This window comes from Microbacterium sp. AK009, assembly GCF_013410955.1.
Classification (GTDB): Bacteria; Actinomycetota; Actinomycetes; order Actinomycetales; family Microbacteriaceae; genus Microbacterium.
Map to the genome: position 1 here is coordinate 278,087 of NZ_JACCCG010000001.1, position 14,038 is coordinate 292,124.

18 protein-coding genes are annotated in these 14,038 nt (G+C 69.3%); 15 read left to right on the forward strand and 3 right to left on the reverse strand.

The features are described from left to right. Positions 1–78 precede the first annotated feature (78 nt). On the forward strand, positions 79–858 hold the full coding sequence (locus HDC37_RS01410; RefSeq protein WP_179558609.1) for a MerR family DNA-binding transcriptional regulator: 780 nt from the start codon (positions 79–81) through the stop codon (positions 856–858). Further along, positions 855–1,541: a GPP34 family phosphoprotein gene (locus HDC37_RS01415; protein WP_179558610.1), complete on the forward strand. Its 687-nt coding sequence runs from the start codon at positions 855–857 to the stop codon at positions 1,539–1,541. The genes HDC37_RS01410 and HDC37_RS01415 overlap by 4 nt, the downstream gene beginning before the upstream one ends. Here HDC37_RS01415 and HDC37_RS01420 read toward each other — a convergent pair. Continuing rightward, complete coding sequence (locus HDC37_RS01420; protein WP_179558611.1) at positions 1,513–1,905, reverse strand: helix-turn-helix domain-containing protein; 393 nt, start codon at positions 1,903–1,905, stop codon at positions 1,513–1,515. The two genes, HDC37_RS01415 and HDC37_RS01420, sit on opposite strands and share 29 nt — an antisense overlap. A 101-nt stretch (positions 1,906–2,006) precedes the next feature. Between HDC37_RS01420 and HDC37_RS01425 the strand changes: the two genes are divergently transcribed. From HDC37_RS01425 to HDC37_RS01440, 4 genes are read left to right on the forward strand one after another with little or no spacing between them, the layout of a single operon-like run. Further along, the gene (locus HDC37_RS01425) at positions 2,007–2,408 is read left to right on the forward strand and encodes a RidA family protein (protein ID WP_179558612.1); all 402 of its coding nucleotides are present in this window, start codon (positions 2,007–2,009) and stop codon (positions 2,406–2,408) included. A gap of 31 nt (positions 2,409–2,439) precedes the next feature. Beyond that, complete coding sequence (locus HDC37_RS01430) at positions 2,440–3,051, forward strand: DUF3887 domain-containing protein (RefSeq protein WP_179558613.1); 612 nt, start codon at positions 2,440–2,442, stop codon at positions 3,049–3,051. Next, on the forward strand, positions 3,048–4,070 hold the full coding sequence (locus HDC37_RS01435) for a CPBP family intramembrane glutamic endopeptidase (RefSeq protein ID WP_179558614.1): 1,023 nt from the start codon (positions 3,048–3,050) through the stop codon (positions 4,068–4,070). Before HDC37_RS01430 ends, HDC37_RS01435 begins: the two co-directional genes overlap by 4 nt. Next, on the forward strand, positions 4,067–4,429 hold the full coding sequence (locus HDC37_RS01440) for a hypothetical protein (RefSeq protein ID WP_179558615.1): 363 nt from the start codon (positions 4,067–4,069) through the stop codon (positions 4,427–4,429). Before HDC37_RS01435 ends, HDC37_RS01440 begins: the two co-directional genes overlap by 4 nt. 294 nt (positions 4,430–4,723) lie before the next feature. Here the strand turns inward: HDC37_RS01440 and HDC37_RS01445 are convergent, their stop codons facing one another. Further along, positions 4,724–6,289 (reverse strand): GMC family oxidoreductase N-terminal domain-containing protein, encoded by a 1,566-nt coding sequence (locus HDC37_RS01445; RefSeq protein ID WP_179558616.1) that lies wholly within the window; start codon positions 6,287–6,289, stop codon positions 4,724–4,726. Continuing rightward, positions 6,289–6,885, reverse strand: coding sequence for a mycofactocin system transcriptional regulator (gene mftR / locus HDC37_RS01450; protein WP_218869253.1), 597 nt, complete (start codon positions 6,883–6,885; stop codon positions 6,289–6,291). Before mftR ends, HDC37_RS01445 begins: the two co-directional genes overlap by 1 nt. Positions 6,886–6,983: 98 nt before the next feature. Here mftR and mftA point away from each other — a divergent pair, with 98 nt between their 5' ends. The 9 genes from mftA (at position 6,984) to HDC37_RS01495 (ending at position 14,016) form a co-directional block, all read left to right on the forward strand. Continuing rightward, on the forward strand, positions 6,984–7,082 hold the full coding sequence (gene mftA / locus HDC37_RS01455; protein WP_179558617.1) for a mycofactocin precursor MftA: 99 nt from the start codon (positions 6,984–6,986) through the stop codon (positions 7,080–7,082). Positions 7,083–7,086: 4 nt separating this feature from the next. Next, positions 7,087–7,353, forward strand: coding sequence for a mycofactocin biosynthesis chaperone MftB (gene mftB / locus HDC37_RS01460; protein WP_179558618.1), 267 nt, complete (start codon positions 7,087–7,089; stop codon positions 7,351–7,353). Next, the gene (gene mftC / locus HDC37_RS01465; protein WP_179558619.1) at positions 7,350–8,636 is read left to right on the forward strand and encodes a mycofactocin radical SAM maturase; all 1,287 of its coding nucleotides are present in this window, start codon (positions 7,350–7,352) and stop codon (positions 8,634–8,636) included. The genes mftB and mftC overlap by 4 nt, the downstream gene beginning before the upstream one ends. 66 nt (positions 8,637–8,702) lie before the next feature. Continuing rightward, positions 8,703–9,512, forward strand: a complete 810-nt coding sequence (locus HDC37_RS01470) for a mycofactocin-coupled SDR family oxidoreductase (protein ID WP_179558620.1) — start codon at positions 8,703–8,705, stop codon at positions 9,510–9,512. Positions 9,513–9,543: 31 nt separating this feature from the next. After that, entirely contained in the window at positions 9,544–10,404 is an 861-nt protein-coding gene (locus tag HDC37_RS01475) for a mycofactocin-coupled SDR family oxidoreductase (RefSeq protein ID WP_179558621.1), read from the forward strand. A gap of 19 nt (positions 10,405–10,423) precedes the next feature. Continuing rightward, on the forward strand, positions 10,424–11,236 hold the full coding sequence (locus HDC37_RS01480) for a mycofactocin-coupled SDR family oxidoreductase (protein WP_179558622.1): 813 nt from the start codon (positions 10,424–10,426) through the stop codon (positions 11,234–11,236). Positions 11,237–11,251: 15 nt separating this feature from the next. Beyond that, positions 11,252–12,082, forward strand: a complete 831-nt coding sequence (locus tag HDC37_RS01485; protein ID WP_179558623.1) for a mycofactocin-coupled SDR family oxidoreductase — start codon at positions 11,252–11,254, stop codon at positions 12,080–12,082. An 11-nt stretch (positions 12,083–12,093) separates the two neighbouring features. Next, positions 12,094–13,032: a MoxR family ATPase gene (locus HDC37_RS01490; protein ID WP_218869254.1), complete on the forward strand. Its 939-nt coding sequence runs from the start codon at positions 12,094–12,096 to the stop codon at positions 13,030–13,032. Positions 13,033–13,038: 6 nt separating this feature from the next. Further along, on the forward strand, positions 13,039–14,016 hold the full coding sequence (locus HDC37_RS01495) for a VWA domain-containing protein (protein ID WP_218869255.1): 978 nt from the start codon (positions 13,039–13,041) through the stop codon (positions 14,014–14,016). The last annotated feature ends 22 nt before the right edge of the window (positions 14,017–14,038 follow it).

Genomic DNA, 14,038 nt, shown 5'->3' on the forward strand with positions numbered 1-14,038 from the left:
CCGGGCCGAGTGTTGACCGTGCCCCAGGGGCATGGTTTGGAATGGATGCTGCGCACCACCGATCGCGAAGGATCGACCATGGCTTGGAGCACACGACAGCTCGCCGACCTGGCCGGCACCACAGTGAAGGCCGTCCGGCACTATCACAAGGTCGGGCTCCTCGATGAGCCCGAACGTCTGTCGAACGGGTACAAGCAGTACCAGGTGCCGCACCTCATCCGGCTCATGCAGATCGTGCGACTGTCCGAGCTCGGGGTTCCTCTCGCCCAGATCGCGACGCTCGACCGAGCCGACGACAGGCTCGACGATGCGATCTCGGTGCTCGATGCCGAGTTGGCGGGCACGATCGAGCGGTTGCAGCGCATTCGCGAAGAGCTCGCCGTCATCCTCCAGCACAGCTCCCCCGCCTCGCTTCCCGCGCGTTTCGCTCCGCTGGCCGACCGGCTGACCGAGCCGGATCAGTCGCTGGTCATGATCTATTCGCGCGTCTTCGACGATCGCGCCATCGATGAGCTGGAGCGGATGATCCGCGAAAATCCGGTGTCAGCGGCCGAGCTGGCGCTCGCGGCGTTACCGGCCGACGCCGACCGCGCCACGCGGCGCCGCCTGGGCGAGGAGCTGGCGCCGGATCTGGCTGAGGCGCACGGGGCCTACCCGTGGCTGCGTGACCCGGGTGCGTACGCCCGCCGCGATGCGGCGCACGCCGAGGCGACCGTCGGCCAGGCGATCGGCCAGCTCTACAACGTCGCCCAGCTCGAGGTGCTCCACCGCGCGAATCTGATTGCCACCGGACAGACAGAGCAGCTCGAAGAGTTCGAGCGGGCCGTGGCAGCGACAGGAAAGGACGACGAACGATGACCACTCCGAGTACATCCGCTCCACCGACGCTGGCGGAGGACCTGCTGCTGCTCCTCTTCCAGCCCGATTCGGGCACCATCGCTGGCGAGAACACGCTGTTCTACGTGCTCGGCGGGGCCGTTCTCGCCCAGCTCGGCCTCGAGGCGCGCGTGACGACCGAGAAGACGAAGACGGGCACGGTGAACATGTCCGCCGTCGCCGACAAGGCGCCGTCCGACGAGATCCTCCGCGCTGCGTGGGCGTCCGTCCAGGACAAGCCGCGCGGGGTGCAGACGGTGCTTCCGGCGATCGGTCCGACGCTTCGTCAGCCCCTGATCGATCGCCTCGTCGCACGGGGGGATCTTCGACAGGAGAAGGCCAAGGCCCTCGGGATCTTCCCGACGACGGCGTTGAAGGACGGTCCGTCCGGCCGCCGCGACGAACTGCTCGCCGACGTCCGAGGTGTTCTCGTCGATGGGGTCGCGCCCGCTCCGCGGCTGGCCGCACTGACGGGATTGCTGTCAGCGAGCGGCACGCTGCCCCAGTTCGATCCGAGCATCCCCTGGAACTCAGCGGTCTACACGCGGGCGGAGGAACTCGAACGCGGCGACTGGGGTGCCGCGGGCGCCGGCGAGGCGGTGGAGCGCACGGTCATGGCCATGATCGTCGGCAACGTCACGATCGCCACGTTCGCTCTGCGATAGCGGCGTCCTGCCGGTCGTCGTAGGCGTCGCGAGCGCCCTCGACGGCCGGCAGCGCCGCCGTCGCCCATTCCTGCAGCGCGGTGATCGGCGCTTCGAGAGTGCGGCCGAGGTCGCTGATGCGGTACTCCACCGCGATCGGTGACGCGTCGATGACGCGACGGTGGATCATGCCGTTCCGCTCCAGTCGTCGCAGGGTCTGCGAGAGGGACTTCTGCGTGATGCCGTCGATCTCCGCCCTCAGGCGGCCGAAGCGCTGCGGCCCGTCGCAGAGCACGGCGAGCACCGAGATCGACCACTTGTCGAGCGTCTGGTCGAGCAGCTCGCGTCGTGCGCCGGTCAGGCGACTGAGTTCCTCGCGTGACATCGGTATCCCTCATTTCACCTGGTCTCGTTGAGGTATCCCGCAGATACCCGATATCACGGAGATACTACTCGGGCGTCGTCCGAGAGATCGAAGGGATTCTCATGACCGTCACGCTTTCCAACCCGGGCGACCTCCTCGCCACCGATGCCTATCACCACGTCGCGGTCGCGACCGGGAGCAGGCACGTGCACGTCGCGGGCCAGGTGGGCTGGGATGCCCAGGGCGAACTGGCCGCCCCCGACCTCGCGGGCCAGGTGGCGCAGGCGTATCGCAACGTCGCCACCGCGCTCGCCGGCGTCGGTGCGTCGTTTGCCGATGTCGTGCGCCTCACCGTCTACGTCGTGGACTGGGATGTCGCTCAATACCCCGGCTTCGCCGACGGCGTCGCCCGGGTGGCCGACGAGATCGGCTTCACCGCTCCGCCGGCGTCACTCATCGGTGTCGCAGCGCTCTTCGCGCCGGGGATCCTCGTCGAGGTGGAAGCGACGGCTGTCCTGGATTGACCAGTTGCGTCTGTCAACGTAGCCTTGACAAATGCAACTCACCGTGACAGACGCGCTCAACGCTCTTCGAGCTGAGACGGATGCGTTCCTCGCCGCTCCCGTGCTGCAGCAGCAGCCGGACGCTGCCGGGGCGATCCGGCGGGCTCTCCAGATGCGAGCAGCAGCCGACGCCGTGGTGCGTGCGGTCGTGGTCGACGCTCGCGCGTCGGGTATGACCTGGCAGGCGATCGGCGAGGCGCTGGGGGTGACGCGGCAGGCGGCGTTCCAGCGCTACGGCAGGCCGACCGATCCCGCGACCGGGCAGCCGGTCGATGCTTCTCCGATCCCGGATGCCGCGGAGCTCGCCTCCGCTGTCATCGACGACCTGGCGAGCGGCCGATGGGCCCGCGTCACCGAGCGGTTCGACCCGACCATGCGCGCCGGGCTCTCGGAAGACGCGCTCGCCGCCGCGTGGGCGCACATCCAGGCGCTCTCGGGCGTCCTCGAGCGGGTCGGCGAGACCGACGTCGTGCGTGCCGCCGCCGTCACCCTCACCACCACACCCCTGGCCATGGAGGCCGGCGATTACGCGGCGCGCATCGCATTCCGCGACGACAGGACCATCGCCGGCCTGCACCTCATCGAAGCGAAGGAGACGACATGACCATCACCGACACCTCCCGTGACCGGGCGACACGGCCACGCCTCGCGCCCGGCGACGGCCGCCTGATCGCCATCTTCCTCGCGATCTCGTTCGCGCTGGCGTGGCTCTTCGCCCTTCCCCTGTGGTTCGGAGACGGCCTCGCATCCCCCTGGTTCACGGCCGTCGCGGTGGCCACCATGATGACGCCCGCGATCGCTGCGCTCATCGTGGTGTTCTTCGTCGAGCGCCCCGCGCGAAAGGCGCGGGCCCTCGGCCTCACCCCGTTCCGCCCCCTCGGTCGCTTCATCGCCTACTGCGCCCTCGGCATCTTCGTGCCGATCGCCCTCGTGCTGGTGGCGCTCCCTATCGGGGCGCTCCTCGGGGTGTACCCGGCGGACGTCGTGAACTTCTCGGCGTTCCGCGAGGTCCTCGACGCCCAGCTCGCCGCGGCCGGCGGGGGCGAGCTGCCGATCCCCATCGGTGTCATCATCGCCCTGCAGCTGGCGATGCTTCCGCTGACGGCCTTCATCAACCTCATCCCCGCCCTCGGCGAAGAGCTCGGCTGGCGCGGCTGGCTCCTCCCGAAGCTCCTGCCGCTCGGCACGCTTCCCGCGATCCTCATCTCCGGCGTGATCTGGGGGCTCTGGCACGCACCGCTGATCCTCCTCGGCTACAACTACCCCGACGCGCCGGGCTGGCTGGCCCTGTCCGCCATGGTCGCGATGTGCATCGTGATCGGTGCGGTGTTCGGATGGCTCCGCATCCGCTCCGAGTCGGTCTGGCCCGCCGCGCTCGCCCACGCCGCATTCAACGGCGCCGCCGGATCGTTCCTGCTCTTCGCGATGGTCGGCGAAGAGATCGACACCACGCAGGCCACGGTGCTCGGCTGGAGCGGCTGGATCGTCCCCGCCATCCTCGTCGTCATCCTGGTCGTCACGGGCCAGTTCCGTCCGGCGCGTCCCGCGGTCGAGCAGGCAGCAGAACAGTCGGATGCCGCGGCACAGCCCCTCGCAGACACCACGTCGGGAGCCCGCTCGTGAGCGGCACCCGTGTCACCGTGACCGGCGGCAACCTCGTCGTCGAGCCGAAGGGCCTCGACAAGGTCTGGTCGCTCACCCGCCGCATCGTCGTGCCAATGTCGGCTGTCAAGGGCGTCTCGGTGCGCCCCGCCGCTGCCGTGCGGCCGCGTGGGCGGCGATGGCCGGGTCTGCGCCTCTTCGGCAAGGTCTCGGGCAGGTTCGTCTCCGACGGCAGGCGGCAGTTCTGGAACGTCTCCGGCCGCGGCGACGTCGTGGTCATCCGTCTGGCCTCGGAGTCGCGGTTCGACGAACTCGTCCTCACCGTGGATGATCCTTCGGCTGTCGCGGGCGAGCTGCACCGCCAGGTCTCCGCGCGCTGACGCTCACCCCGCTGACGCCCAACCCGCCGACCCTGCCACGACGGATCGAAGGCGGCCCCCTCGAGCGCAGTACCGACGAGGGATGCTCGAGGGGGCCCGACTCCACGTCACGGCCGCGGGTACGGGTGCCCGCGCGGCGCGGTCAGCCGGGGGAGCGCTGACAGCGTCACCGATCAGGAGAGTCTCCGGTCAGCGTATTGGTCGCCGCCCGGGCCCCACCACGATCGGGCGGCCGATCCCCGTGTTTCTCATCTGAACCCAGCGCCCACCGCTGGCTTCACAAGGGCCGCCTCGTCACTCCTCGCGCATCGCGCGGGCGATGATCTCGCCGACGAGCACCGCCGACGCGGCGGGCCCGCGGGTGGGGACGACGGGGAGGATCGAGGTGTCCGCGACGCGGAGGCCATCGACGCCGTGGACGCGACCGGCGCCGTCCACGACCGGGCCCATCGGCGCCGTGCCGCACATGTGGATCGCCGTGCCGAGGTGCGACCGCATCCACGCGTCGAGCGCGTCGTCGTCGAGGTCCGACTCGCTGAGCTCCGTCATCCGGCCGCCCATGTCGCGCACGAGCGCAGCAGCCTCCCGGATCCCGGCGCGCAGCCGTCGGCGGTCCTCGCTTTCGGCGAGGTAGCGGTACTCGATGCGCGGCGGTGCCTCGGGGTCGGGGGACTGGAGGGCGAGTGCCCCCCGGCCGACGGGGGACTGCAGGCCGACGATGAGCGGCAGGTCGTCTCGGTGCGCCACCTGCATCGCCGCGCGCCGCGCCGAGATGCCCGTCACCGCACGCGCGGTGCGAACCGGATGCCGCAGCGCGGCGCCGAGCCCGCCGGCGAGGGTGCGGGTGCTTCCCGTCAGCAGGTACCCCAGCGGTTTCACCGACAGCAGGATCTCCACGTCGGCGTCGGGATGGCCACCGGTGTCGATGTTGGCGGCAGCGGGGAAGGCGAATCGTTCGGCCGGGTCGATCGTCGGGCCATCCGGTCGCCACGAGAGGGAGATGTCGGGATGATCCGAGAACGCCGTTCCGACGGGAAGGTCGGCGCGGACCCGGATGCCGAGGCGTTCCAGGTCGGCTGCCGGCCCGACACCGGAGGCAAGCAGGATCCGGGCCGATCCGATCGCGCCCGCCGAGAGCACGACGTCGCCCGCTCGGATCTCGCCGCGGGAGGTCTCCACCCCGACGGCGCGGCGTCCCTCGAGGATCACGCGCCGCACGGTGGTGCGATCCTGAATTCGCAGCCCGGGGCGGGCACGCACGAGGTCGGGCAGGTACGCCATCGCGGCGTTCACGCGGATCCCGTCCTGGATGTTCGAGGGCACGGGCCCCGCGCCGGGTGTCCCCTCACCGTTCTTGTCGACCTCGTCCGCGTGTCCCCGCCCCCGCGCGGCGTGGAGGAAGGCCCTGGCGAGAACACCCGGCGCGGGCCGCCGCACCGGCATCGGGCCCGTGGCGCCGTGAACCGGAGAGTCGGGGAAATCGAGGTCGGATTCCATCGCGCGCCACACCGGCAGGGCCGCGTCGTACGACCATCGGTCGCCGCCGGCCTGGGCCCACCGGGCATGATCGCCCGAGCGAGCGCGAATGAAGTAGGCGCCGTTGATGGCGCTCGAGCCGCCCAACATCCGTCCGCGCACGACCGTGTAGGCGAGGTCGGGCGTCAGGTGACCGAGAAAAGACCAGTTCGCAGGATGTCCGGGCATCGCGCCTCGGATGCTGGAGGCGTCGCGCACCTCCGGAGCGAAGTCCGGATCGGCAGGGCCCGCCTCCACGAGGATCACATCGCGTCTGTCGTCCTCGGTCAGGCGGGCCGCCAGAGCCGACCCCGAGGATCCTGCACCGACGATGAGCGTGGTCATCAGCTGGCGCTCCACACGTCGCCGAATCTGACGAAGGCCTCGTCGATGAGAGCCAGGAGGTCGGCATCGGGGTGCGCCAGCCACTGCTCGTACGCCGCGAGCGACAGACCCAGGCACGCCCACGCGATCGCCTGCGGTTCGATCGCGTCGGGGGGATCGCCCAGCCGCTCGGCGACGAACTCGGCGATCACCTGCCGCCACTCCGCGTACCGCAGCGTCGAGTGGGCGGTGAGGCTCGGCACGTTGAACAGGAGCCACATGCGCTCCCGGTGGACGGGGATCTCGACGTCGGGGAACCGGTTGAACTCCACGACCGCCGTGCGGAGGGCATCACCGAGGGGCAGGTCGCGCGGGAGCCCGGCGAGGTGGGCGCGCATTCCCGCGAGCATGTTCTCGAAGTCGCCCCAGGGCAGATCGTTCTTGGATCGGAAGTACCGGAAGAACGTACGGCGTCCGATGCCGGCGGCCTCGACGATGTCATCGACGGTGGTCTGCTCGAAGCCGCGCTCCAGGAAGAGGGCGAGCGCGATGTGGCTGAGCTGGCCGTGCGTTGTGGCGGGGGTGCGGCCCATACGCGCGCGGGTTTCGGAGGTCACCGGCAGGACTCACCCTTCCATTCGGCACTGAGTGTCATTAGTATCGGCCTCAGCAACGGATCCGCCAACGGCGGCGGATCGCTGAGGAGGAGCTTTCCATGGATCCTGCACAGACCGAGGCCCCCGATCCGGAGATCGTCGAGACCGACTCCCTCGTTGAGGAAGTGTCCATCGACGGCATGTGCGGCGTCTACTGACATCATGGACGCGCACGCCCCGTGGCGGCTCAGTCCCCAGGTGTCGGTGCGGCCCGAGCCGTTCGGAGCGCTGCTCTACCACTTCGGCACCCGGAAACTGTCGTTCCTGAAGGACCGCACGCTGCTGGCGGTGGTCGAGCGGCTCGAGAGCTCTGACACCCTCGAGGCCGCGTGCGACGCGGCGGGCGTCGCGGTCGCAGATCGTCCGCGCTACGTTCAGGCACTCCAGACCCTCGCGTCGTCAGCGATGATCGAGAGGCGCTCGTCATGACGCTCCTGGCCGACGCTCCGGCATCGCGCCCCACTCGCCTGGTCGACCACTTCGAGCGGGGCTTGGACGCCCCGATCTGCCTGACGTGGGAGCTCACGTACGCGTGCAACCTCTCGTGCGTGCACTGCCTGTCCAGCTCCGGTCGGCGCGATCCTCGCGAGCTCAGCACCGAGGAATGCAAGTCCATCATCGACGAGCTCGAGCGGATGCAGGTGTTCTACGTCAACATCGGCGGGGGTGAGCCGACGGTCCGCAGTGACTTCTGGGAGCTCGTCGACTACGCGACGGCACACCACGTCGGCGTGAAGTTCTCGACCAACGGGGTGAAGATCACCCCCGACGTCGCCGCCCGGCTCGCCGCGAACGACTACGTCGACGTCCAGATCTCGCTCGACGGCGCGACCGCCGACGTCAATGACGCGATCCGCGGTCCGCGGTCCTATGAGACGGCGATGCGGGCGATGCGGAATCTCTCGGATGCCGGGATGCGCGGGTTCAAGCTGTCGGTGGTGTGCACGCGCACCAACATCGGTCAGCTCGATGAGTTCAAGGCCATCGCCGATCGTTACGGGGCGCAGCTGCGGCTCACGCGGCTTCGGCCGTCGGGCCGCGGGGCCGACGTCTGGGACGACCTCCACCCGACCCGCGAACAGCAGCGCGAGCTCTACGACTGGCTCGTCGCTCACGGGGACGAGGTCCTCACCGGTGACTCCTTCTTCCACCTCTCGGCCTACGGCTCCTCACTCCCGGGGCTGAACCTCTGCGGGGCGGGACGTGTGGTGTGCCTCATCGATCCGATCGGCGACGTGTACGCCTGTCCGTTCGCGATCCACGATGAGTTCCTCGCCGGGAGCGTCCGCGACGCAGGGTTCCGGGAGGTCTGGCAGCGCTCCGCCCTCTTCGCCCGCCTCCGTCAGCCGCAGTTGGGCGGCGCCTGTGCGTCCTGCCAGTTCTTCGACTCGTGCAAGGGCGGCTGCATGGCCGCGAAGTTCTTCACCGGTCTGCCGCTGGACGGGCCCGATCCGGAGTGCGTGCGCGGCTTCGGGGAGGAGGAGCTGCGGAAGACGAAAGGCGCCGTGCCGCAGCCGTCGCAGGATCACTCGCACCGCACATCTCCGCCCCGGTCCCGACCCGTCAGGGTCAGCATCGGTCGTCGCGACGACATCACGGCACCGCCCGTGAGCGCCTGTGCGGAGAGCCCGCTCGCCGGCTTCACACCGACTTCCCACCCCGCCCACGAGGGCGCTCATTCCTCGGGAGGTCGTCACTCCCGCACCGCGTGACATCGCTTCACTCGACGACCGCGCCGCGGTCGCGGCGGTGTCGTGCGCCTTGAGAAAGGAACATCCATGGCTGGACGAGTCGCAGGCAAGGTCGCGCTCATCACCGGAGCCGCTCGCGGACAGGGGCGCAGCCACGCGCTCCGGCTGGCGGAGGAGGGCGCCGACATCATCGCCGTCGACCTCTGCGCCCCCGTGCCGAATCTGCAGTATCCGCCGGCGACGGAGGAAGACCTCGCCGAGACGGTTCGGCAGGTCGAGGCGCTGGATCGCCGGATCGTCGCGTCCACGACCGACGTGCGCGACCGGGACGCCTTCAAAGCGGCGATCGACGAGGGGGTCGCGACCCTCGGGAAGCTCGACATCGTCGTCGGCAACGCCGGCATCTGCATCATCGCCGCCTACGACGAGGTGACCCCGCAGATCTGGGACGACACGATCGCGACCAATCTCACCGGGGTGTTCAACACCGTGCAGCTCTCGGCGCCGCACCTCATCGCGGCAGGTGGAGGCTCCATCATCCTGACCAGCTCGGCGGCCGGGCTCAAGGGACTGCCCTTCCTCGCACCCTACGTGGCCTCGAAGTGGGGCGTGACCGGACTGGGCAAGGCCTTCGCCGCGGAACTCGCGGTGCACAACATCCGGGTCAACACCCTGCACCCCACGGGTGTCGCCACGCCGATGGGCGAGATGGGCAACGCCTTCCCGCCCCTGCTGGAGAAGAACCCCAACCTCGGCGGCATGCTGGCCAACATGCTCCCGATCCAGGTCACCGAACCGCGGGATCAGTCCAACGCCGTCCTCTTCCTCGCCAGCGACGAAGCCCGGTACATCACCGCGATGGCGATGACGGTCGACGCCGGAAACACCCAGTACTGACCAAGAACACCCAGAACTGAAGGGACACGACATGGGAATGCTCGAGGGCAGAGTCGCCCTCATCACCGGAGGATCACGCGGCCAGGGCCGTGCGCACGCGATCACCTGCGCGCGTGAGGGCGCCGATGTGATCATCATCGACACCCTCGACCAGATCAGCACGGTCAGCTATCCGATGGCCCAGCAGGCCGACATCGACGAGACCGTGAGGCAGGTCGAGGAACTCGATCGACGGATCGTCCCGGTCGTCGGGGATGTCCGGAGCCAAGCCGACCTCGACCGGGCCGTCGCCGAGGGCCTCGCCGCCTTCGGGCGCCTCGACATCCTGATCGCCAACGCCGGGATCTTCTCCCTCTCACCCGCTCACGAACTCACCGATGAGATGTGGGACGACATGATCGCGGTCAATCTCACCGGGGTGTGGAAATCGGCCAAGGCCGTGCTCCCGCAGATGATGGAGCAGGGCAGCGGCTCGATCGTCATGACGTCGTCGATCAACGGACTCGAACCGGGTGCGAACTACGTCCACTACTGCGCAGCGAAGTACGGCGTCGTCGGGATCATGAAGACGCTCGCCCTGGAGTACGCCCGCCACGGCATCCGGGTCAATTCGGTGCATCCCGGCGCCATCCTCACCCCGATGACCAGTTGGCAGGGGGCGTGGGACATGATGAGCGGCAAACCTGCGGGCGAGGGCACCGAGGAGGACATGCTCGCGGCCGGCTACCACTTCCACGCCCTGAAGGGCCACGGATTCCTCTCACCCCAGCGCATCGCGGACGCCGCGCTGTGGCTCAACTCCGACCTCGCGTCCGCTGTCACGGGCATCGCCGTGCCCGTCGACGCCGGGCACCTGCTGATGCCGGGCGTGAACGCCGACCCCATCCGATAACCGAGAAAGGAAGATGACCATGGGAGTCCTCGAAGGCAAAGTCGCCTTCATCACCGGAGCAGCGCGCGGACAAGGTCGCGCGCACGCCGTTCGTCTCGCCCAGGAGGGCGCGGACATCATCGCGGTGGACATCGCCGCGCAGATCGACTCCGTCGCCTACCCGATGGCGACTCCCGAAGACATGGCGGAGACGGTTCGGCAGGTCGAGGAACTCGACCGCCGTATCCACGCCGTACAGGCCGATGTGCGGGATCGCGCCGCCCTGCAGGCCGCGTTCGACGGCGGAGTTGCCCTGCTCGGCGGAGTCGACATCGTCCTCGGCAACGCCGGCATCGCCCCTCTGTCGATGCATCCCACCGAGCAGGAGTGGTTCGATGTCATCGACGTGAATCTCACCGGGGTCTACCACACGGTCGAGGTCGCGAAGCGGGCGCTGATCGACCGCGGCGGAGGGGCGATCGTGCTCACCAGTTCGACCGCGGGGCTCGCCGGCATCGGCGGTGCCACGCCCGGGGGGCTCGGCTACACCGCCGCCAAGCACGGCGTCGTCGGGCTCATGCGCTCGTACGCCAACCAGCTGGCTCCGCACAGCATCAGGGTCAACACCGTTCACCCGACGGGCGTCGACACGCCCATGGTGGTCAACGACGTCATGCAGGAGTTCCTGCAGAGCGACCCCCAGCTCAGCAACGCGATGGCCAACGCTCTGCCGGTCCCGATGCTGGACGCTGTCGACATCAGCAACGCCATCCTGTTCCTCGTCTCCGACGCCGGCCGCTACGTCACCGGTGTCACCCTGCCGGTCGACGCCGGCTTCCTCAACAAGCGCTGAACAAGGGAGAACACCATGGGACGACTCGACGGAAAGGTCGCGTTCATCACCGGAGCAGCGCGTGGGCAGGGCCGCTCGCATGCGATCCGTTTCGCTCAGGAGGGCGCGGACATCATCGCGATCGATGTATGCGAACGCATCCCGGAGAACCCGTATAACCCCGCCACCGAGGAGGACCTCGCCGAGACCGTTCGGCAGGTGGAGGCGCTGGACCGGCGGATCATGGCCCGCAAGGCCGACGTCCGCGACTGGGACCAGGTGAAGTCCGCCGTCGACGACGGCGTGGCCGAGCTCGGTCGCCTCGACATCGTGTCGGCCAACGCCGGCATCTCCGGACGGCCGAACGTGTCGGAGGAGATCCCCGACGACGAGTTCACGAACATGATCGACATCAACCTCACCGGAGTGTGGCGCTCGGCGAAGGCGGCGATTCCGCACCTCCGCGCTGCCGGTGGCGGGTCGATCGTGATCACCAGCTCGGACGCGGGGCTGTTCGCCTATCCGAACATCTCGCACTACGTCTCGGCCAAACACGGGGTGATCGGACTCATGCGGACGCTTGCGCTGGAACTCGCACCGGCGATGATCCGGGTGAATGCAATCTGTCCCACGACGGTCGACACCGACATGGTGCAGAACCAGGCGATCTACAGCCTCTTCCGGCCGGATCTCGAGAATGCGACGAAGCAGGACTTCGCGGACGCGGCGATCCAGATGAATGCGCTGCCGATCCCGTGGGTGGAGTCCATCGACATCTCCAACGCGCTGCTCTTCCTCGCCTCGGACGAGGCCCGGTACATCACCGGCGTTGCCCTGCCGGTCGACGCCGGCGCAGCGGTCAAGTAGGGGAGAGCACCGTGACGATCGACGCACTGTCCCACGTGGAGGATGCCGACACCCTCCGCGACAACCGTGCGCGGATCGCCGCGCGGCTCGTCGGCCGCGAGCGTGAACTGGAGCTCACGCTCGCGGCCGTCGCCGCGGGTCGCGACATCGTGCTGGAGGGTCCCCCGGGCACGAGCAAGACGACCATCCTGCGCGCGATCACCGACGAGTGGGGCATTCCGCTGCTCTTCGTCGAGGGAAACGCCGACCTGACGCCGGCGAAGCTCGTCGGCCACCACAATCCAGCGCGCGTGCTGCGGGAGGACTACTCTCCTGACAATTTCGTTCCGGGGCCGCTCCTCGAAGCGATGCAGCGCGGCGGGTTCCTCTACATCGAGGAGTTCAACCGCGCGCCCGAGGACACCCTGAACACCCTGCTGACCGCGATGGCGGACCGCTCGATCACCGTTCCCCGGGTGGGGCGCATCGAGGCCCTGCCGACCTTCCGGGTCATCGCGTCGATGAACCCCTACGACAACGTGGGAACGACGCGCCTGTCAACGAGCGTGCACGACCGCCTCAACCGGCTCGCCGTCGACTACCAGAACGCGCCGGAGGAGGAGCAGATCGTGACGCTGCGCACCGGGGCGGCCGGACCGCTCGCCGAGCGGATGGTGGCGGATGCCGTCGCGGTGACGCGTGCCACGCGCGACCATCCGGACGTCCGGCAGGGTTCCAGCGTGCGCGGTGCGATCGACACGACCCTCGTTGCCGAGCGGCTGGCCGCCCTTCGCGGGTGCGTCGACCCGGTCGCGGCCGAGTACCCCGAGCTGATATTTGACGCCATGGTGGTCGCGCTGTCGGGGCGCATCCACCTGGATGAGGCGGTCGAGACGACTCCGGAGGCCGTGCTGCGTGAGATCTGGGAGGACCGCTTCGTGCTCGAACCGCGTCAGGCCGCGCCGGGATGAAGAGAAGTGGCCGCTGACACTCCGCTCCGCTCGGGCCGGCGACGCACGTCGACGACGCGCGGCGCTCCGCTGAAGCGGACGCCGAAGCGGCTCGACGACACGCCCACGGTGTTCGACGCGACCGGCCGAGGAGGAGTGGCCATGCGAAGCGGCGGCGGACGCGGTGCCGCGGCGCTCCCGATGCGCGGCGCGACGGCGCCGGGGGAGACCGATGAGCCGGGAGTGCTCGTCACGGCACCGGCCGAGGTCGCTGAGATCGATCCGGCGGTGCGGGCGACGGCACGTCAGATCGCCTCACGCCTCTCCATGCGCCGGGCGAGGAGGGATGTCACGACGCGGCGCGGCATCGGCGACCTGCTCAGCGTGCCCTACCGGGGCGCCTCGGACGAGATCGACCTCGACAAGACGATCGAGGTCCTCGCCGAGCGGCCGGTGCCCGAAGACGAGGACATCGTGGTGCGCGAGCGGATGCGCACCACCCGATCGGTCGTGCTCCTGGTCGACGTGTCGGGGTCGATGCGGGGAGAGCGGATCAAGACGGCCGCCGCGACGGTGGGGGCGGTGGCGTCGGAGTTGCACGCCGACGCCATCGGTGTCATCGCCTTCTGGTCGGACGCGGCGATCGTGTCGAGACTCGGCGACGTCGTCCGGCCCATGGCGCTGCTCGATGACATCCTCCGCATCCCCGCCCGGGGACTGACGAACATCGCCTTCCCCCTGGAGCTGGCGCAGCAGCAGCTCGCACGAGTGCCCGCCCGTGATGCGCGCGTGCTGCTGCTGTCGGACTGCGTGCACAACGCGGGTCCCGATCCGCGGCCGCTCGCCGCCCGCCTTCCGCGGCTCGATGTCCTCCTCGACGCGACGGGGGAGAAAGATGTCGAGCTCGGCCGGGAATTGGCGGCCAAGGGAAGAGGCATCTGCCGCATCATCCACGGCCATCGCGATGTCGCGCCGGCCGTCTCCGAGATCTTCGCGGGCACATGACCCGCATCCCTACGAGGCACAG

Bases quoted from the DNA above. Each gene is read 5' to 3' on its own strand.
- HDC37_RS01415 (WP_179558610.1), top strand. From the start codon at position 855: ATGACCACTCCGAGTACATCCGCTCCACCGACGCTGGCGGAGGACCTG.
- mftB (WP_179558618.1), top strand. From the start codon at position 7,087: ATGGACGCGCACGCCCCGTGGCGGCTCAGTCCCCAGGTGTCGGTGCGG.
- mftA (WP_179558617.1), top strand. From the start codon at position 6,984: ATGGATCCTGCACAGACCGAGGCCCCCGATCCGGAGATCGTCGAGACC.
- HDC37_RS01435 (WP_179558614.1), top strand. From the start codon at position 3,048: ATGACCATCACCGACACCTCCCGTGACCGGGCGACACGGCCACGCCTC.
- HDC37_RS01425 (WP_179558612.1), top strand. From the start codon at position 2,007: ATGACCGTCACGCTTTCCAACCCGGGCGACCTCCTCGCCACCGATGCC.
- HDC37_RS01485 (WP_179558623.1), top strand. From the start codon at position 11,252: ATGGGACGACTCGACGGAAAGGTCGCGTTCATCACCGGAGCAGCGCGT.
- HDC37_RS01445 (WP_179558616.1), bottom strand. From the start codon at position 6,289: ATGACCACGCTCATCGTCGGTGCAGGATCCTCGGGGTCGGCTCTGGCG.
- HDC37_RS01475 (WP_179558621.1), top strand. From the start codon at position 9,544: ATGGGAATGCTCGAGGGCAGAGTCGCCCTCATCACCGGAGGATCACGC.
- HDC37_RS01470 (WP_179558620.1), top strand. From the start codon at position 8,703: ATGGCTGGACGAGTCGCAGGCAAGGTCGCGCTCATCACCGGAGCCGCT.
- HDC37_RS01410 (WP_179558609.1), top strand. From the start codon at position 79: ATGGCTTGGAGCACACGACAGCTCGCCGACCTGGCCGGCACCACAGTG.
- HDC37_RS01420 (WP_179558611.1), bottom strand. From the start codon at position 1,905: ATGTCACGCGAGGAACTCAGTCGCCTGACCGGCGCACGACGCGAGCTG.
- HDC37_RS01430 (WP_179558613.1), top strand. From the start codon at position 2,440: ATGCAACTCACCGTGACAGACGCGCTCAACGCTCTTCGAGCTGAGACG.
- mftC (WP_179558619.1), top strand. From the start codon at position 7,350: ATGACGCTCCTGGCCGACGCTCCGGCATCGCGCCCCACTCGCCTGGTC.
- HDC37_RS01480 (WP_179558622.1), top strand. From the start codon at position 10,424: ATGGGAGTCCTCGAAGGCAAAGTCGCCTTCATCACCGGAGCAGCGCGC.